The sequence below is a fragment of the Variovorax sp. AB1(2024) genome (genome assembly GCF_037482385.2).
GTDB lineage: Bacteria > Pseudomonadota > Gammaproteobacteria > Burkholderiales > Burkholderiaceae_C > Variovorax.
Genome location: NZ_JBBHKP020000001.1, coordinates 3,527,739 through 3,545,180 on the forward strand (window position 1 = coordinate 3,527,739; position 17,442 = coordinate 3,545,180).

Sequence of the window (17,442 nt, forward strand, 5' to 3'; positions counted from 1 at the left end):
ATGCCGGATGAATGGATGAGCCCGGCGCTCAGGCCTCCGGCGCCACGCTGCCCGGCAGTGCGGGCGCGCCGTTGGCGTTGCGTTTCTCTTCGTCTTCCTTGTCTTCCTTCTGGTGCCGCGCCGCGATGGCCAAGTACATCGCGGGCACCACGAACAGCGTGAACAGCGTGCCGATCGACAGCCCGCTGAAGATCACGATGCCCATCGCCTTGCGGCCGGCGGCGCCCGCGCCCGAGGCAATCACCAGCGGCAGCACGCCGAACACCATCGCGGCCGTGGTCATCAGGATCGGGCGCAGCCGGGTGCCGGCCGCCTCGACGATGGCGTCGAGCTTGCTCAGGCCCTGCTTCTGCAGCCGGTTGGCCACTTCGACGATCAGGATGCCGTGCTTGCTGATGAGGCCCATCAGCGTCACCAGGCCCACCTGCGTGTAGATGTTCATCGAGGCGAAGCCCCAGAAGATGAAGATCATGGCGCCGAAGAGCGCGAGCGGCACCGACACCAGGATCACCACCGGGTCGCGGAAGCTCTCGAACTGCGCCGACAGCGCCAGGAACACGATGATCAGCGCGAACACGAAGGTGACGGCGAAGTTGCCCGACTCCTGCACGAATTGGCGCGACTGGCCCGAGTAGTCCACCGAATAGCCGCTCGGCGCCAGCTGCTGCACCACGCCGCGCAGGTACTCCAGCGTCTCGCCCTGGGTGCCGCTGGGCACGCCCTGGATGGTCACCGAGTTGAGCTGCTGGAAGTGGTTGACCGTTTCCGGCTGCACCGAGTACTTCAGGCTCGCCACGGTGCTCGCGGGCACCACGCCGTTGGGCGTCTTGATGTAGAAGTTGAGCACATCCGACGGATTGAGCCGGTCGACCTGCTGCACCTGCGGAATCACCTTGTAGGAGCGCCCCGAGATCGAGAAGTAGTTGACGTAGCCGCCGCCCAGCGCCGCGCCCATCGCGTTGCCCACGTCCTGCTGGGTGATGCCCAGCGTGGCGATCTTGTCGCGGTCGACCACCACGGTGGCCTGCGGCAGGTCGATCTTCAGGTCGGCGTCGATGTAGTAGAACTTGCCGTCGGCGCGCGCCTTGTCCATGACCTGCTGCGCGAGCGTGTTGAGGTTCTCGAACGGCTCGGTCGTCTTGATGACGAACTGCACCGGCAGGCCCGAGGCGCCCGGCAGCGCCGGGAACTGGAAGGCCACCACCTTGGCGCCGGCAATGCCGTTCCAGCGCTTCTGCAGGTCGGTCTGGATGTCGTGCGCGCTGCGGGTGCGCTCGTCCCAGGGCTTGAGCAGCACGCCGGCAATGCCCGCGTTGGTGCTGGGCACGCCGGTGAGCTGGAACAGCTGCGCGTATTCGGGCGTGTCGTGCGCGACCTTGAAGATCTGGTCGGCGTACGTCTGCATCTGGTTGATGGTGGCCGTGGGCGCGCCCACCACCTGCGACAGCACGATGCCCTGGTCTTCCTCGGGCGCGAGCTCCGACTTCGACATCTTGAACATCACGAACAGCAGCGCCACCAGGATCACGCCCATGACGATCATCACCGGCCAGGTCTTGAGCACGCTGCGCAGGATGAGCTGGTAGCGGTGGTGCACCCGCTCGAAGATGTGCTCGATCTTCATCGCGAACTTGCCGCTGTCCTGCTCGGGCTTGAAGAAGCGCGAGCACATCATCGGCGACAGCGTGAGCGCCACGATGCCCGACACCACCACCGAGCCGGCGAGCGTGAACGCGAACTCGGTGAAGAGCGATCCGGTCAGCCCGCCCTGGAAGCCGATGGGCACGTACACCGCCACCAGCACCACCGTCATGGCAAGAATGGGCCCGCCCAGCTCCCGCGCCGCGAGCAGCGAGGCCTGCATGGGCGACTTGCCCTCCCGCATGTGCCGGTCGACGTTCTCCACCACGATGATCGCGTCGTCCACCACCAGCCCGATCGCCAGCACCAGCGCCAGCAGCGTGAGCAGGTTGATGGAGTAGCCCAGCACCAGCATGATGAAGAAGGTGCCGATGAGCGACAGCGGCATCGCAATGACGGGCACCACCACCGCGCGGAAGCTGCCCAGGAACAGGTAGATCACCACCGTCACGATCACCAGCGCCTCGACCAGCGTCTTGATCACTTCGCTGATGGAGGTGTTGATGAAGTCGGTCGAGTCATAGACGATCTTGCCCGTCAGCCCCGAGGGCAACTGCGACTGCAGGTCGGGGAACACGGTGCGCACCTGCTTGGCCACGTCCAGGATGTTGGCCTCGGGCGCGACCTTGATGCCGATGAACACCGAGCGCACGCCGTTGAACGCCACGTTGAAGTCGTAGTTCTCCGAGCCCAGCGTCACGTTGGCCACGTCCTGCAGCCGCACGATGGCGCCGTTGCTGCTCTTGATGGACAGCTGCTTGAACTCGTCCACGCTGTGCAGCGAAGTGCCGGCCGTGAGCGGCACGCTCACCATCTGGCCCTTGCTCTGGCCGACGGCGGCCAGGTAGTTGTTGGCCGAGAGCGCCGCGCTCACGTCGGTGGCGGTCACGCCGAAGGCGGCCATCTTCTGCGCGTCCAGCCAGGCGCGCAGCGCGAAGGTGCGCGCACCCAGGATTTCCGCGGTCTGCACGCCCGCAATGGCGTTCAGCTTGGGCTGCACCACGCGCACCAGGAAGTCGGTCACGTTGTTGTTGGGCAGCGTGTCGCTGTAGAAGCCGATGTACATCGCGTCGGTCGTCTGGCCCGTGGCCACCGTGAGCACCGGCTGCTGCGCCTGCGGCGGCAGCTGGTTGCGCACGGAGTTGACCTGCGTGTTGATCTCGGTCAGCGCGCGGTTGGAGTCGTAGTTCAGCCGCAGCGTGGCGGTGATGGTCGACACGCCCAGGCTGCTCGATGACGACAGGTAGTCGATGCCCTGCGCCTGCGACACGGCGGCTTCGAGCGGCTGCGTGATGAAGCCCGCGACCGTGGCCGCGTCCGCGCCGTAGTAGGCGGTGCTGATGGTGACCACGCCGTTCTCGGTCTTGGGGTACTGGTTGACGGGCAGGCCCGCCAGCGCACGCAGCCCCAGCACCACGATCAGCAGGCTCACCACCATCGCCAGCACCGGCCGGCGGATGAAGATGTCGGTGAAGTTCATGCGCGGGGCCTCACTTTTCCTGCGGCGTCGGCGCCGGGTCGTTGGATGGCTTGACGCTGTTGTCCACCGTGACCGGCGTGCCGTTCTTCAGCTTGTTCTGCCCGCTGCTCACCACCACCTGGCCGGCTTGCAGGCCCTTGACGATGGCGATCTGGTCGCCGCGCGTCGGGCCGGTCTCGATGAAGATCTGCTGCGCCACGAGCTGGGGCTTGCCGGAGGCGTCGGTGGCGCTCGCCGGTGCCGGCGTGCCTGGCGTGCCGGGCGCGCCGGCCTTGGGCGGATCGGCCGGCTTCACCACGTACACGGTCGAGCCATAGGGGTTGTAGGTCACGGCGGTGGAGGGCAGCGTCAGGTATTCCTGCATGCCGCCGATGTCGATCTTCACGTTCGCGAACATGCCCGGCAGCAGCACCTGCCTGGGGTTGGCGATGGTGGCCTCGACCTGCACGTTGCGCGTGGCGGCGTCCACCTTGGGGCTGATCGCGTTGATCTTGCCGCTGAAGCCCTGGCCCGGGAAGGTGTCGACCGTGAGGTTCACCACCTGGCCGACCGCGAGCCCTGCGAGCTGCTGCTGCGGCAGCGTGAAGTCGACGTAGATCGGGTCCAGCGTCTGCAGCGTGACCAGCTTGTCGCCGGCGTTCACGTACTGTCCGGGGTTGAGCCCGCTGATGCCCAGGCGGCCCGCGAAGGGCGCGCGGATCGACTTCTTGGCCACGACGGCGGCCTGCTGCTCCACCTGCGCGCGCTTGGCCTTCAGGTCGTTGGTGTCGGCGTCGATCTGCGCCTGGCTCACGGCCTGCACCGCGAGCTGCGCCTGGTCGCGCTTGAGCACGGTGGCGGCCTGCGCGGCGGCGGCTTCGGCGGAGTGCAGCAGGGCGATGTCGGAATCGGCGTTGAGCTCGACCAGCAGCGCGCCGGCCTTCACGTCCTGGCCCGACTTGAAATGCACGGTGCGCACCAGGCCCGCGACTTCGGTGCTCAGGTCGGCGCCGCGCACCGGGTTGAGCGTGCCGACGGCGGTGAACTGCGACTGCCACTGCAGCTTCTGCACTTCGGCGGTCGACACGGTCTGCGGACCCGGCTTGGGCACGGCCGCAATCAGCGCGCGGATCTGCAGGAACTTGCCGAGCGCCAGCGCGGCGACCAGCAGCAGCACGCAGCCGATCATGATGATCATTCTCCGGGTCATGGGTAGGCTTCTCTTCGAGTTATGGATGAGGGGTTGGGCGCGGCGGCAGGGGAGTGGGGTGCCGTCGCGGGGTCGATGGGGTCAGTTGCGGACCGGGGCCGCGGTTGCCGCAGCGGGCGTCGCGGGCACGGTCGGCGCCAAGGTCGCGTTGGCCAGCTCGGCGCGGTTCCACCAGCCGCCGCCCAGCGCCTGGAAGAGCGCGGCGGTGTCGGCATAGCGCGCGGCCTGCGCCTGCACCAGCGCGGTGTGCGTCTGCAGCCAGGCCTGCTGCGCGGTGAGCAGCGTGACGTAGCTCACCGCGCCGGCGCGGAACTGCGCGGTCGACAGGTCGAGCGACTGCCTGGCGAGCGATTCGGCCGCGGCCTGGTTCTGCAGCGCGACGGCGTCCAGCTCCAGTGCGCGCAGCGCGTCGGCCACGTTCTGGAAGGCGCCGAGCACGGTGTTGCGGTACTGCGCCGCCGCCGAGTCGTAGGCCGCCACCGCGGCGCGTTGCTGCGCGCGCAGTGCACCGCCGTTGAAGATCGGCTGCGTGAGCCCGGCGCCGATGCTCCACAGCGTGGTCGGGCCGGTGAACAGGTCGCGCGCGCGCAGCGCGTTGTTGCCGTAGCTCGTGCTCAGCTGGATCTGCGGATAGAGGTTGGCGGTGGCCACGCCGACCGCCGCGCTGGCCTGGTGCAGCTGCGCTTCGCTGGCGCGCACGTCGGGCCGCTGGCGTGCGAGTTCGGACGGCAGCGAGAGCGGCAGCGCCTGCGGCAGCGTGAGGCTGGCGAGGTCGAATTCGGGCAGGCCCGCCTCGGACGGCAGCCGGCCGGCGAACACCGCGAGCTGGTGGCGGGTTTGCGCCAGCGCCTTCTCGATGGGCGGCAGGGTGGCCTGGGTCTGCGCCACCTGCGTGCGCTGCTGCAGCACGATCGACTTTGGGATCGCGCCGGTGTCGAACTGCTTTTCGATCACGTTGAGCTGCTCGGTCTGCGCCTGCAGCACTTCGCGCGTGGCCTGCAGCTGCGCGCGCAGCGAGGCCTCGCGGATGGCGGTGGTCACCAGATTGGAGGTGAGCGTAAGGTACACCGCCTCCACCTGGTAGCGCTGCGTGTCGACGGCGGCCTGCGCGCCTTCTATCTGGCGGCGCGTGCCGCCGAACACGTCGAGGTTGTAGGAGACGTTGACGCTGGCGTTGTACAGCGTGAGCAACTGGCCGCCGGGCACCTGGCTTGTGATTTCGGAAGCGCGCTCGCGCTGCGCGCCGAGCTGGGCCGAGACCTGCGGCCACAGGCTGCCGGTCCTGGCCTCGTAGGTGGCCTCGGCCTGGCGCAGCGCAGCCTGGGCCGACGCGAGCGTGGGGCTCTGGGCCAGCGATGCGCGGATCAGCTGATCGAGCGGCTCGGAGCGGAACACGTCCCACCACTGGGCCGGAATGTCGCGGCCGGCCACCAGCTCCTGTGCCTGGCCGGACGGGCCTTCGGCCTGCGCCGTGCGCGCGGGCACCGGCGCGGGCGTGTAGTCAGGGCCCTGGGCGGCGGCGGGCAGCTCCGGGGGCTTGAAGTCCGGGCCGACCGCGCAGGCGCCCAGCAGCAGGGCGGTGCCGAGCAGGGCACCTTGAACGGGCCACCTGGCGAGCCGGCGCGCAGCAACCGCGCGCGGCTCGACGGGGTGATCCTCCGACGCTTTGTTTTCTTGGATATGCATGGGGCAGCGGTTGTACACCCGGAAACGCCGGGAGACCTGACTCTTTCGTGAATCTCGCAGCAATCGCTTCATGCCGCGAGGCCGGCGCGACGAAATTGGTATTACCCGGCGCGAAATGCATCGGCGCGGCGTCAAGTGCGGGCGGACGCGGCCGGCTTTTTTATCGCCCGGGCCGAATCTGTTGTGCACGTGGCGCCGTACTGATCGCAGCCGCCGCGATTTTCACGGGGGTCCATTCAACAACCTGGAGCATTTCCATGCAACGCAAACTTCATCGTCTCGCAGCCGTCACTCTCGCATTCGCCATATCCGCCGGTGCCGTTTCGGCCATCGCGGCATCGGTCATGGTGGGCGGTGCACCGATGCTGCCGACCAAGGACATCATCGACAACGCCGTCAATTCGAAGGACCACACCACGCTGGTGGCCGCCGTCAAGGCCGCGGGCCTGGTCGACACCCTCAAGGGCCCGGGCCCGTTCACCGTGTTCGCTCCCACCAACGCGGCCTTCGCCGCCTTGCCGGCCGGCACCGTCGACACCCTGCTCAAGCCCGAGAACAAGGACGCGCTGACCGGCGTGCTGACCTACCACGTGGTGTCGGGCAAGCTCGACGCGGCCGAGCTCAAGAAGGAAATCAAGGCCGGCAAGGGCTCCGCCGAGCTGAAGACCGTGGCCGGCGGCGTGCTCGTGGCCAAGGAAAAGGGCGGCAAGATCATGATCACCGACGAAAAGGGCGGTACCGCCACGGTGACGATCCCCAACGTCTACCAGTCGAACGGCGTGATCCACGTCGTGAACAAGGTGCTGCTGCCCAAGTAAGGCAGCGCGGGAGAACAATTAGCCGGAAATTAGATTCCGGCGAGGTCAGGTTGCAAGCAGGTTCGCAAGCGATATTCAAGTTTCTCCCTGTGGCCTGCAATCCTCTGATCCTCCCTCCTCCAGCAGGTCACCTTGAAGCCCGCCTTCGTGCGGGCTTTTTTTTGCCCGCGCCTCGCGTGGCCAGGGCGGCCAGCGCGGTCAGTCCTCGTCTTCCCATTTGCCGATGACCGTGCCCAGCACGGTGAAGGCGGTGCGTATGGGCTCGTGCCTCGGGTTCAGCGGCAGCAGCCAGCGGCGCCCGTCTTCTTCCTTGTAGACCTTGCAGGTGACTTCGCCGGTGTCCTCCAGCCTGGCGACGATGCGCTCGCCGTCGGCCGGCGTTCTGAGCTGGGTGTCGACGAAGATGATCGACTCGGCGGGGTAGCTCTTGAGGTGGCCGCTGGGCGCGGTCATGCTGTCGCCGCGCATGCGCAGCGCGTAGGTCTGCAGGCTGTGGTGGGCGATGCACGGAATCCAGCGCTCGGCCCGGGGCTGGTCCGAAACTTCGCGGCTGTCCCAGCGTGCGGCATCCGTCCACTCGATGAGCGGCACGGTCTGCGGGGTGCGCGGGTTGTACGAAGGGCCCGCGGGCGGCGTGCGGGTCACGCGGTAAGGGCCGGGCGGCTCGTTGGCCCGGTCCCGTGCGGGGCGGACCTGGTCTTCGTCCCAGGGCGCGGGGCCGTCGCCGGTGTCGAGCCAGTTCGGGTCGGCACGGTAGGCGCGCGCCAGTGCGAGCACGCTCATCGAACGGCTGGTGTCGCCGCGCTCGATCTTCGAAATGCTCGACTGCTTGACGCCCGACACGGCTTCCGCCTGCTTCTGCGTCATCTTCGCGAATTTGCGCGCTGCAAGGGCGCGGCTGGCAATGCTGTCCATGCGCCGGGATTTAAGCTCAAATGAATATTCTGAGTGGACTCTAGAATATGAAAAACAGGGAGGAAATTGCCGTGAAACCACGCGAGTTGGTACAGGCGCTGAGAGCCATGGGGCTCACGCAGAAGCAGATCGAGGCGAGAACAGGTATTCCGCAACCGACGATCAGCAAGATCGGCCTCGGGCGGGTGCGCGACGTGATGTCGCGCCACTACCTGGCGCTGTTGAAGGTCTATGAGCAGGAGGTGACGGGCCAGCTCGTGCAGCCGGCCCGGGTCTACACGCCGCGCAAGCGGGCCGGCGAGTGAAGCGGTGCGCCGCCTTCCATTGCCGTCGGGGCCGCGCCTCGACCGCGTGTTGTGCGTGCTGCTGGCGCTGCTGTCGGCCTTGTCCTTGATCTACGGGCTGTGCGCCGCGAGGCCGGCCTTTTCGGGCGCGGGCGTGTTCGGCCTGGCCGGTGCGCTGCAGGCCGCGATGGTGCTGCTGGACGGCGATGCGCTCAGGCGCTCGCGTGCGGTTCGGGCGGCGTTAAGGCGAGAGTGGCGCTGACGCGCACGCAGTCCTTGATGTGCTGCTCGCCCAGCGCGCGCAGCGCGGCATAGCCGAGCGCCGCCGAAACGATCTGCCCGGCGATGGGAACGTATTTGGTCGCCTGCTTGGCGGTCAGGCGCACGCCCGCATGCTTGGCCAGCCGGATCAGCAGGTCGCGCGTGACCAGCCGCCCCACCAGCAGGGCGCCCACCGTGGTGGCGGCTTTCTGGATGCGCTCGCGCTGGTGCGGCGCGAGCCGTTCGACCTGGGTGACCGACAGGCCGAACTCGGCGCTGATCTGCGGCACCAGCCGCGAGAGCAGCGCCGCGTCGGCCATCCAGTCGACGCCGGGCAGGGGCACGGCGCTGGCCGCGGCCGCCATGAGGGCCTTGCGGCCGATCAGCCGGCGCGCGCGGTGCACGGCGGCGACGAGCTTCTCGTCACCCCGGGCCAGTTCGATGGCAGACGGCATCCAGTGCCCCTTTCAGGTTCCAGGTTGGGTCAGGCCGCGAGCGCTTCGAGCTGGTCCGACAGGGCCAGCCAGCGCTCCTCGAGGCGGCCGATTTCGTCGTTCAGTGCCTTCAGCCGCTTGCCGGCTTCGGCAATCTCGGCGGAAGGCAGCGGCTGGCTCATGCGAGCCTCGAGCGCGGCGCGCTCGGTGCCGGCGGCGGCCAGGCGTTCGTCGATCTGGGCGATCTCGCGCTTGATCGGCTTGGCCTGGTCGCTGCGCTGCTGGCGCTCCTGGGCGTCCTGCTTGCGCTGCTGCGGCGCGGCGGGCGCGGCCACCGGTGCGGCGGCCGCCGCCGAGACGGCCTCGCGCGTGGCGACCTTGGCTTCTTCGCGCAGGCGCTTGGCTTCGTCGAGCAGGTAGCGCTGGTAGTCGTCCAGGTCGCCGTCGAAGTCGCCGACCACGCCGCGGCCGACCAGCCAGAACTCGTCGCACACCGAGCGCAGCAGCGCGCGGTCGTGGCTCACCAGCATCAGCGTGCCCTCGAACTCGTTCAGCGCCACGGCCAGGGCCTCTCGGGTGGCCAGGTCCAGGTGGTTGGTGGGTTCGTCCAGCAGCAGCAGGTTGGGGCGCTGCCACACCATCATCGCGAGCACGAGGCGGGCTTTTTCGCCGCCGCTCATGGTGCCCACGGGCTGCTTGACCATGTCGCCGCTGAAGTTGAAGCTGCCCAGGAAGCCGCGCAGGGCCTGCTCGCCGGTGGCTTCCTTGGCATTGCTGCCGAGCTCGCGCGCCATGCGCACCATGTGCTCGAGCGGGGTGTCCTGCGGGCGCAGCACGTCGAGTTCCTGCTGCGCGAAGTAGCCGATGTTCAGGCCCTTGCCCTCGGTCACCTGGCCGGCCAGCGCGCCCATTTCGCGCGCGATGGTCTTCACCAGCGTCGACTTGCCCTGGCCGTTGGCGCCCAGGATGCCGATGCGCTGCCCGGCCAGCACCGAGCGGCTCACGCCGCGCAGGATGGTCTTGGGCTCTTCGTTCTCGATCTCATAGCCGAAGCTCGCGTTGGTGATCGACAGCATCGGGTTGGGAATGTTGCCGGGCTCCTTGAACTCGAAGGTGAAGTCGGCTTCGGCCAGCAGCGGCGCCACGCGCTCCATGCGCTCCAGCGCCTTGACCCGGCTCTGCGCCTGCTTGGCCTTGCTGGCCTTGGCCTTGAAGCGGTCGATGAACTTCTGCAGGTGGGCGATCTTGTCCTGCTGCTTGACGAAGGCCTGCTGCTGCTGCTCCATCTGCAGCGCGCGCATGTCCTCGAACTTGCTGTAGTTGCCGCCGTAGCGCGTGAGCTGGGCGTTGGCGATGTGCAGGGTGACGTCGGTCACGGCGTCGAGGAACTCGCGGTCGTGGCTGATGACGATCATGGTGCCGGGGTACTTCTGCAGCCAGGCTTCGAGCCAGACCAGGGCGTCCAGGTCCAGGTGATTGGTGGGTTCGTCGAGCAGCAGCAGGTCGCTCGGGCACATCAGCGCGCGGGCCAGCTGCAGGCGCATGCGCCAGCCACCCGAGAAGCTGTTGACCGGCTCGTCGACCTCGTGCGCCTTGAAGCCCAGGCCCAGGATCAGCGCCTGCGCGCGCGGCACGGCGTCGTGCTCGCCGGCGTCGGCCAGGTCGGTATAGGCATGGGCCAGCTGCATGCCGATGTCGGCGTCGTCGGGGTTCTCGGCGTAGGCGGCCTCGATGGTGGCGAGCGCCTCGCGCAGCTCGGTGAGGCGGGTGTCGCCGCCGACCACGAAGTCGGTGGCCGACTCGTCCGTCTCGGGCATGTTCTGCGCCACCTGGGCCATGCGCCACTGCTTGGGCACGTAGAAATCGCCGCCGTCTTCGTGCAGCGTGCCGTTGAGCAGGGCGAACAGGGTCGACTTGCCGGCGCCGTTGCGCCCCACCAGGCCGACCTTTTCACCGGGGTTGAGGGTGACGGTGGCGCCGTCGAGCAGGACCTTGGCGCTGCGGCGAAGAATGACGTTTTTGAGAGTGATCATGAAAAAGAACCGTAGGGGCGATTATCCCGCCCGGCCCCTCCGGCTCGGCGAAAAGGGGCTTGGGCGCGGGGGAATCGCCCGGTAAAGGGGGATTCGCAGCCAGTTGCTGCGAGAAAGCGGCTGAAAGGGGGGCGTGGACTGGCGCAGCTAACGCACGCCGGCACCGGCCCTCATGGCGTGGTGAGCGACGCCAGGGCCGCCCGGGTCACGAGCAGCACCTGGTCTTCGCCCGCGGAGGTTTCGAGCCATACCACCTCGAGCTGCGGAAACGCCGCCTCGAAGTAGTCGCGCTCGTTGCCGATTTCCAGCACCAGCACCGCCTGCTCGCTCATGCGCGAAGGCGCGTCGGCGAACAGCTGGCGTACGAAATCCATGCCGTCGGCGCCGCCGGCCAGGGCCAGTTCGGGCTCGGCGCGGTATTCGGCGGGCAGCGCGGCCATGCTCGCGCTGTTGACGTAGGGCGGGTTGCACAGCACCAGGTCGTAGGGGCCGGGCAGGTTCTTCAGCCCGTCCGACTCGATCAGCGTGACGCGCGCATCCAGCTGGTGGCGGGTGACGTTGATGGCCGCCACCTCCAGCGCCGGGGTCGACAGGTCGGCCGCGTCCACGCTCACGTCCGGATAGGTGAGGGCGGCCAGCACCGCCAGGCTGCCGTTGCCGGTGCACAGGTCGAGCACGCGCCTGGTGTGCTCGCCCAGCCAGTAGTCGATGCTGCCGTCGGCAATCAGCTCGGCGATGAAGCTGCGCGGCACGATGGCGCGCTCGTCCACGTAGAAGGGCACGCCCTGCAGCCACGCTTCTTTCGTGAGGTAGGCGGCGGGCTTGCGGCTGGCGATGCGCTCGTCGATCAGCGCGGCCACCTTGGCGGCGTCGGCGGGCGACACGGGTTTGTCGGCCACGGCGTCGATGTCGTCCAGCGGCAGCTTCAGCCGCCACAGCACCAGCCAGGCGGCTTCGTCGAAGGCGTTGGCGGTGCCGTGACCGAAAGCCACGCCGGCGGCTTCGAGCTGGTTAGCGCCCGATTCGATGAGCTCGATGACGGTGCTCATGCGGCAAGGGCGGCAAGCGCAGCATCGAGTTGCTTCAGCGTGCGCACGTAGATGTTCTTCAGCGTCTCGATCTCGGCCACGTCGATGTGCTCGTCGATCTTGTGGATGCTGGCGTTCACCGGGCCGAGTTCGACCACCTGCCTGCAGATCTTGGCGATGAAGCGCGCGTCGCTGGTGCCGCCGCTGGTCGACAGCTCGGTCTCGATGCCGGTCTCGTCGCGGATGGCGCCCTGCACGGCCGTGACGAGCTCGCCCGGCGTGGTCAGGAAGGGCAGGCCGCCGATGGTCCAGGCCAGCGTGCAGTCGACCTGGTGCGCGTCGAGCACGGCTTGCACGCGCTGCTGCAGCGACTCGGGCGTGGATTCGGTCGAGAAGCGGAAGTTGAAGTCGATCACCGCGCTGCCCGGGATCACGTTGCTCGCGCCGGTGCCTGCGTGGAAGTTGCTGATCTGCCAGCTGGTCGGCTGGAAGTAGGGGTTGCTCGCGGCGTCCCAGCCGCCGGCGGCGTTGATGGCCACCAGCTCGGCCAGCGCGGGCGCCACGGCGTGCACCGGGTTCTTCGCCAGATGCGGGTAGGCGATGTGGCCCTGCACGCCCTTGACCGTGAGCTTGCCGCTCATGGTGCCGCGGCGGCCGTTCTTGATCATGTCGCCGCAGCGCTCCACGGCCGTGGGCTCGCCGACGATGCAGTAGTCGATGACCTCGCCGCGCGCGGCCAGCGCATTGCAGACGACGACCGTGCCGTCGACGCCGGGGCCTTCTTCATCGCTGGTGAGCAGCAGGGCCAGGGTGAGCCGGGGCTGCGGCACGGCCTGCAGGAATTCTTCGATCGAGGTGACGAATGCGGCCACCGAGGTCTTCATGTCGCAGGCGCCGCGGCCATAGAGCTTGCCGTCGCGGTGCGTGGGCGTGAACGGGTGGCTGGTCCATTGCTCGACGGGGCCGGTGGGCACCACGTCGGTGTGGCCGGCGAACACCAGCGTCTTTGTAGCGGCGGCGGCGTTGGCCGGGCGGCGCACGGCCCAGAGGTTGGTCACGCGGAAGTCCGCCGGGCCGCTCTCGATGGTCTCCAGCGTGAAGCCCAGTTGCGCCAGCCGTTCGCCGAGGATCTGCTGGCAGCCCGCGTCGTCGGGAGTGACCGAGGGACGCGAGATGAGTTGTTCGACGAGCTGGAGGGTGCGGGACATGTCGGAGGGCGGAGAGAGGGGCGCTGGAAACTAGAAGCGGACGTCGAGCGTGATGTCCGTGAAGGTGGGTTCGTCGACCTGGTCGGTCAGGCTGCGGTCGTCGGCCGCCGCCTTGGGCGCGGCGCGGTTCTGCAGGCGCCACAGCAGGTTGGTGGGCGAGTCGGCCTGGGCCAGGCCTTCTTCGCGGGTCACGCGCTCTTCGGTGATGAGGCGGGCGATGTCTTCCTCGAAGGTCTGCGAGCCCTCGGCCATCGACTTCTCCATGGCTTCCTTGACGCCGGAGAAGTCGCCTTTTTCGATGAGTTCGGCCACCAGCGCGGTGTTGAGCATGACCTCGACCGCGGGCACCCGGCTGCCGGCCTGGGTGCGCAGCAGGCGCTGCGAGATCACGGCGCGCAGCGCGCCGCCCAGGTCGCCCAGCAGCGTGGCGCGCACCTCGACGGGGTAGAAGCCCAGGATGCGGTTGAGCGCGCGGTAGCTGTTGCTGGCGTGCAGCGTGGCCACGCACAGGTGGCCCGACTGCGCGTAGGCGATGGCGGCCGTCATGGTCTCGCGGTCGCGGATTTCACCGATCTGGATCACGTCGGGCGCCTGGCGCAGCGCGTTCTTCAGCGCGACATGCAGCGAAGCGGTGTCGCTGCCCACATCGCGCTGGTTCACCACCGACTTCTTGTTGGTGAAGGTGAACTCGATCGGCTCTTCGACCGTGATGATGTGGCCGCTGGCGTTCTCGTTGCGGTAGTCCAGCATCGAGGCCAGCGTGGTGGTCTTGCCCGCGCCCGTGGCGCCCACCATCAGGATCAGCCCGCGGCGTTCCATGATGAGCGTCTTCAGGATGTCGGGCAGGTTCAGGTCGGCAAAGCGCGGAATGGTGTGGCTGATGTAGCGCACCACCACCGCATAGGAGCCGCGCTGGCGCATGGCGCTGATGCGGTAGTTGCCGGTGCCCTCGAGGGCCAGCGCCATGTTGAGCTCGCCGGTGCTCTCCAGTTCCTGGATGCGCTCGGGAGGCGCCACCTCGGACAGCAGCGCCAGCGGCGCCGTGGGCGGCAGCACCTGCGCGTTGATGGGCACGCAGTTGCCGTTGATGCGGATCAGCACCGGGGAGTGGGCCGACAGATAGATGTCGGAGGCCCTGCGCTCGGCCATCAGGCGAAGGATTCGCTCCATCATGTTCATCGGTCTCTCTCCTCGGGTGCTGTTGTTCTCTCAGGCGGAAAGGCGCTCGCTCCGGGGGGAGCGGTCAGTCTCGCAGCAGGTCGTTCAGGCTGGTCTTGGAGCGCGTCTGCGCGTCGACCGTCTTGACGATGATCGCGGCGTAGGTGCTGTAGTCCTGGCCCGACTTGGTCTTCTTGGGCAGGTTGCCGCTGATGACCACGCTGCCGCTCGGCACGCGGCCGTAGGAGATTTCGCCGGTGTCGCGGTTGAAGATGGGGGTGCTCTGGCCGATGTAGACGCCCATGCCGAGCACCGAGTTCTCTTCGACGATCACGCCTTCGACCACTTCGGAGCGCGCGCCGATGAAGCAGTTGTCCTCGATGATGGTCGGGTTGGCCTGCAGGGGCTCGAGCACACCGCCCAGGCCCACGCCGCCCGACAGGTGCACGTTGGCACCGACCTGCGCGCAGGAACCCACGGTGGCCCAGGTGTCGACCATGGAGCCCTCGCCCACGTAGGCGCCGATGTTCACGTACGAGGGCATCAGGATCGCGCCCTTGGCGATGTAGCTGCCGCGGCGGGCCACGGCCGGCGGCACGATGCGCACGCCCGATTCCTTCAGCTCGCTGGCCGACAGGTGCGAGAACTTGGTCGGCACCTTGTCGTAGAAGCCGAGCGAGCCGGCCTGGATCTGCTCGTTGTCCTTCAGGCGGAACGACAGCAGCACGGCCTTCTTGATCCACTGGTGCACGGTCCACTGGCCCACGCCTTCGCGGGTGGCCACGCGCAGCTTGCCGTTGTTGAGTTCGGTGATGACGTGATCGACGGCGTCGCGCACTTCGGCCGACGAGGCGGATGGCGAGATGTTGGCGCGGTCTTCCCACGCGGCGTCGATGATTTGTTGCAGTTGCTGGGTCATGGAGAAGGTCTCGTGTGAAAAATGGGAGCCGGGGCGCGGTTCAGCGGCGGCCGGCCGTGTTGTCGTTGCAGAAGCGGACGATGCGCTCGGCGGCCTCGACGCACTCGGCCGTCTCGGCCACCAGCGCCATGCGGATGCGGCCCCGGCCGGGGTTGGCGCTGTGGCTGGTGTCGCGCGCCAGATAGCTGCCCGGCAGAACCGTGACATTGTATTGAGCGTAGAGCGCACGGGCGAAGGCTTCGTCGTCGCCAGCCCACACCTGGGGCACGCCGGCCCAGAGGTAGAAACTGGCGTCGGGCAGCCGCACGTCGAGCACCGGTTCGAGCAGCGGCGTGACGGCCGCGAACTTGGCGCGGTACATGGCGCGGTTCTCGACCACGTGGGCCTCGTCGCCCCACGCGGCGATGCTGGCCGCCGCCACGGTGCCGCTCATGGCGCTGCCGTGGTAGGTGCGGTAGAGCAGGAACTTCTTGATGATGGCCGCGTCGCCGGCCACGAAGCCGCTGCGCAGGCCGGGCACGTTGCTGCGCTTGGAAAGCGAGGTCAGCGCGATCAGGTTCCTGAAGTCGGGCCGGCCCAGCTTCGCCGAGGCCTCCAGGCCGCTGAGCGGCGGCTCGTCGCGGAAGTAGATCTCGCTGTAGCACTCGTCGGCCGCGATCACGAAGCCATGGCGGTCCGACAGGGCGAAGAGCTTCTTCCATTCGTCGAGCGACATCACCGCGCCGGTCGGGTTGCCCGGCGAGCACACGAACACCAGCTGGGTGCGTGCCCAGACGGCTTCGGGCACGCTGTCCCAGTCGACCGCGAAATTGCGCGCGGGAATGCTCGGCGCGTAGTACGGCTCGGCGCCCGACAGCAGGGCCGCGCCCTCGTAGATCTGATAGAACGGATTGGGCGAGATCACCACCGGCTGCGGCGACACGGTGGCGTCGATCACGGTCTGGGCCAGCGAGAACAGCGCCTCGCGCGAGCCGTTGACCGGCAGCACCTGGGTGGCCGGGTCGAGCGCCAGGCTGTAGCGGGTCTGGAGCCAGTCGGTGAAGGCGGTGCGCAGCTTCAGGTCGCCGGCGGTGGCCGGGTAGGCCGCCAGCGCGCCCAGGCTGTTGCTCAGCGCCTCCTTGATGAACGCCGGCGTGGCGTGCTTGGGTTCGCCGATTCCCAGGCTGATGGCGGGGAATTCGGGGTTGGGCGTGACGCCCGCGAACAGTTGCTTCAGCCGCTCGAAGGGATAGGGCTGCAACCTGGAGAGCAAGGGATTCATGGCCCGGATTATCGGCGACAGCCCGGGCCGCCGATGGCGGCCGGCAGGGCTTCAGCAGAGCGGGTGGTTGAACTGGCCGATCATGTTCGCGAAGTTCTGGTTGTAGCGGTTGGCCGAGTTGACGATGCTGGAGCTGCGCATGTGCGCCGGCAGCCGTGCCATCGCACCGCTTTCCTTGCGCTTGAACACGCCGTCCTTGATGTCCTTGGCCATCGAGCGCGACTGGCCGATGAACTCGTTGATCTTCAGCATGCCGCCGTCGCAGACCTTGCCGCTCTTGGCCGACTGCTCGCCCATCTTCCTGCTCCAGCCCTCGGCCGACTGGGCCACCAGCGCCAGCGAGGCCTCGAAGGCAGCCAGCGCCTTGGGGTCGTTGGGCGATTCGAACAACGCATTGGCGTCGGCGTGGTTGAGCTTGCCGTGGTAGATGAGCCCGGCGCGGTAGTAGGCGGCGGTGTCTTTCGGAGCCTTCTCGAAGGCCTCCTTGGTCAGCGCCCGGTCGCGGGCGCTCAGGCCGTCGTCGAACGCGGCCTCGGCCTTCGCGACGCTGGTGAGCGCGGCCAGGTAGTCGGTGTTCATCTGGCGGGCCTTGTCGCCGTTGTCGGCAAGGTAGCCCTTGGAGTTGGCATAGTTGTTGAGCTCGCGGCTCAGCGGCGAAAGCACCTTGAGCGCGGCGGAAAACGCCTTGGCCGATTCATCGATCTCTGGCATCGGCACGCCGATGGCCGCGGCCGTGTCGAGCTTCTTCGCCGAGCGGTCGATCAGGATGTCGTTCTGGATGCGCAGGCTGGTCAGCGGCGCCTTGGCCTGCAGCAGCGGAACCTGTTGCGCGATGTATTCCTCGCGCGCCTGCTGGAAGGAGGTGCGCAGGTTGTTCGATACGTCGACGTAGATGTTGTATTTCTCGATCTGCTGCTGCTCGGTGTCGGCGGGCGCGGCTTTGGCCTGCGGGGCCGCGCCTGTCTTGTCGGCCGGTGCCGTCTTGTCGCCGCAGCCGGCCAGCAGTGCCGATGCCGCGAAGAGCGACGCGCCCAGGGCAGTTTTCCAGTTCCAGTGATTCATTCTTTCTTCTCCTCCGTTAAAAAGAAACGCGCAGACATGCCTGGCCGGCCAGGCGGGAACATTGG

15 protein-coding genes are annotated in these 17,442 nt (G+C 68.0%); 3 read left to right on the forward strand and 12 right to left on the reverse strand.

The annotated features are described in order from the left end of the window. Positions 1-28: 28 nt before the first annotated feature. From WIX39_RS16510 to WIX39_RS16520, 3 genes are all read right to left on the reverse strand, one after another. A complete protein-coding gene (locus WIX39_RS16510) occupies positions 29-3,121 on the reverse strand; it encodes an efflux RND transporter permease subunit (RefSeq protein WP_285410242.1) in 3,093 nt (1,030 codons plus the stop codon). Between the two features lie 10 nt (positions 3,122-3,131). Continuing rightward, complete coding sequence (locus WIX39_RS16515) at positions 3,132-4,310, reverse strand: efflux RND transporter periplasmic adaptor subunit (RefSeq protein WP_081270515.1); 1,179 nt, start codon at positions 4,308-4,310, stop codon at positions 3,132-3,134. An 81-nt stretch (positions 4,311-4,391) separates the two neighbouring features. Then, on the reverse strand, positions 4,392-5,996 hold the full coding sequence (locus WIX39_RS16520; protein WP_409195407.1) for an efflux transporter outer membrane subunit: 1,605 nt from the start codon (positions 5,994-5,996) through the stop codon (positions 4,392-4,394). Positions 5,997-6,253: 257 nt separating this feature from the next. Here WIX39_RS16520 and WIX39_RS16525 point away from each other — a divergent pair, with 257 nt between their 5' ends. Further along, a complete protein-coding gene (locus WIX39_RS16525) occupies positions 6,254-6,814 on the forward strand; it encodes a fasciclin domain-containing protein (RefSeq protein WP_409195408.1) in 561 nt (186 codons plus the stop codon). 198 nt (positions 6,815-7,012) lie between these two features. On the opposite strand, the gene WIX39_RS16530 is transcribed toward WIX39_RS16525, so the two are convergent. Continuing rightward, positions 7,013-7,729 (reverse strand): helix-turn-helix domain-containing protein, encoded by a 717-nt coding sequence (locus WIX39_RS16530; RefSeq protein WP_285410246.1) that lies wholly within the window; start codon positions 7,727-7,729, stop codon positions 7,013-7,015. A gap of 47 nt (positions 7,730-7,776) precedes the next feature. On the opposite strand from WIX39_RS16530, the gene WIX39_RS16535 reads away from it, so the two are divergent. Beyond that, the gene (locus tag WIX39_RS16535) at positions 7,777-8,034 is read left to right on the forward strand and encodes a helix-turn-helix domain-containing protein (protein ID WP_409195409.1); all 258 of its coding nucleotides are present in this window, start codon (positions 7,777-7,779) and stop codon (positions 8,032-8,034) included. 4 nt (positions 8,035-8,038) lie between these two features. Further along, complete coding sequence (locus WIX39_RS16540) at positions 8,039-8,275, forward strand: hypothetical protein (protein WP_155742639.1); 237 nt, start codon at positions 8,039-8,041, stop codon at positions 8,273-8,275. Here the strand turns inward: WIX39_RS16540 and WIX39_RS16545 are convergent. The 8 genes from WIX39_RS16545 to WIX39_RS16580 all read right to left on the reverse strand — a co-directional run bounded on the left by WIX39_RS16545 (position 8,226) and on the right by WIX39_RS16580 (position 17,377). Further along, positions 8,226-8,729: a hypothetical protein gene (locus WIX39_RS16545; protein ID WP_081270519.1), complete on the reverse strand. Its 504-nt coding sequence runs from the start codon at positions 8,727-8,729 to the stop codon at positions 8,226-8,228. The two genes, WIX39_RS16540 and WIX39_RS16545, sit on opposite strands and share 50 nt — an antisense overlap. 29 nt (positions 8,730-8,758) lie before the next feature. Next, on the reverse strand, positions 8,759-10,741 hold the full coding sequence (locus WIX39_RS16550; RefSeq protein ID WP_409195410.1) for an ABC-F family ATP-binding cassette domain-containing protein: 1,983 nt from the start codon (positions 10,739-10,741) through the stop codon (positions 8,759-8,761). Positions 10,742-10,911: 170 nt separating this feature from the next. Next, positions 10,912-11,790 carry a 50S ribosomal protein L3 N(5)-glutamine methyltransferase gene (gene prmB / locus WIX39_RS16555; RefSeq protein WP_409195411.1) on the reverse strand — a complete coding sequence of 293 codons (879 nt, stop codon included), beginning with the start codon at positions 11,788-11,790 and terminating at the stop codon, positions 10,912-10,914. Continuing rightward, positions 11,787-12,977 carry a succinyl-diaminopimelate desuccinylase gene (gene dapE, locus WIX39_RS16560; RefSeq protein ID WP_409195412.1) on the reverse strand — a complete coding sequence of 397 codons (1,191 nt, stop codon included), beginning with the start codon at positions 12,975-12,977 and terminating at the stop codon, positions 11,787-11,789. The genes prmB and dapE overlap by 4 nt, the downstream gene beginning before the upstream one ends. A gap of 30 nt (positions 12,978-13,007) precedes the next feature. Continuing rightward, positions 13,008-14,156 carry a PilT/PilU family type 4a pilus ATPase gene (locus WIX39_RS16565; RefSeq protein WP_285410251.1) on the reverse strand — a complete coding sequence of 383 codons (1,149 nt, stop codon included), beginning with the start codon at positions 14,154-14,156 and terminating at the stop codon, positions 13,008-13,010. Positions 14,157-14,220: 64 nt separating this feature from the next. Beyond that, the gene (gene dapD, locus WIX39_RS16570) at positions 14,221-15,054 is read right to left on the reverse strand and encodes a 2,3,4,5-tetrahydropyridine-2,6-dicarboxylate N-succinyltransferase (RefSeq protein ID WP_081270524.1); all 834 of its coding nucleotides are present in this window, start codon (positions 15,052-15,054) and stop codon (positions 14,221-14,223) included. Positions 15,055-15,094: 40 nt separating this feature from the next. Continuing rightward, positions 15,095-16,315: a succinyldiaminopimelate transaminase gene (gene dapC / locus WIX39_RS16575; RefSeq protein WP_409195413.1), complete on the reverse strand. Its 1,221-nt coding sequence runs from the start codon at positions 16,313-16,315 to the stop codon at positions 15,095-15,097. A 51-nt stretch (positions 16,316-16,366) separates the two neighbouring features. Further along, positions 16,367-17,377 (reverse strand): DUF3829 domain-containing protein, encoded by a 1,011-nt coding sequence (locus WIX39_RS16580; RefSeq protein WP_409195414.1) that lies wholly within the window; start codon positions 17,375-17,377, stop codon positions 16,367-16,369. Positions 17,378-17,442: the final 65 nt, after the last annotated feature.

Bases quoted from the DNA above. Each gene is read 5' to 3' on its own strand.
- WIX39_RS16525 (WP_409195408.1), top strand. From the start codon at position 6,254: ATGCAACGCAAACTTCATCGTCTCGCAGCCGTCACTCTCGCATTCGCC.
- WIX39_RS16550 (WP_409195410.1), bottom strand. From the start codon at position 10,741: ATGATCACTCTCAAAAACGTCATTCTTCGCCGCAGCGCCAAGGTCCTG.
- WIX39_RS16510 (WP_285410242.1), bottom strand. From the start codon at position 3,121: ATGAACTTCACCGACATCTTCATCCGCCGGCCGGTGCTGGCGATGGTG.
- WIX39_RS16530 (WP_285410246.1), bottom strand. From the start codon at position 7,729: ATGGACAGCATTGCCAGCCGCGCCCTTGCAGCGCGCAAATTCGCGAAG.
- WIX39_RS16535 (WP_409195409.1), top strand. From the start codon at position 7,777: ATGAAAAACAGGGAGGAAATTGCCGTGAAACCACGCGAGTTGGTACAG.
- WIX39_RS16515 (WP_081270515.1), bottom strand. From the start codon at position 4,310: ATGACCCGGAGAATGATCATCATGATCGGCTGCGTGCTGCTGCTGGTC.
- WIX39_RS16520 (WP_409195407.1), bottom strand. From the start codon at position 5,996: ATGCATATCCAAGAAAACAAAGCGTCGGAGGATCACCCCGTCGAGCCG.
- prmB (WP_409195411.1), bottom strand. From the start codon at position 11,790: ATGAGCACCGTCATCGAGCTCATCGAATCGGGCGCTAACCAGCTCGAA.
- dapE (WP_409195412.1), bottom strand. From the start codon at position 12,977: ATGTCCCGCACCCTCCAGCTCGTCGAACAACTCATCTCGCGTCCCTCG.
- dapC (WP_409195413.1), bottom strand. From the start codon at position 16,315: ATGAATCCCTTGCTCTCCAGGTTGCAGCCCTATCCCTTCGAGCGGCTG.
- WIX39_RS16580 (WP_409195414.1), bottom strand. From the start codon at position 17,377: ATGAATCACTGGAACTGGAAAACTGCCCTGGGCGCGTCGCTCTTCGCG.
- WIX39_RS16545 (WP_081270519.1), bottom strand. From the start codon at position 8,729: ATGCCGTCTGCCATCGAACTGGCCCGGGGTGACGAGAAGCTCGTCGCC.
- dapD (WP_081270524.1), bottom strand. From the start codon at position 15,054: ATGACCCAGCAACTGCAACAAATCATCGACGCCGCGTGGGAAGACCGC.
- WIX39_RS16565 (WP_285410251.1), bottom strand. From the start codon at position 14,156: ATGAACATGATGGAGCGAATCCTTCGCCTGATGGCCGAGCGCAGGGCC.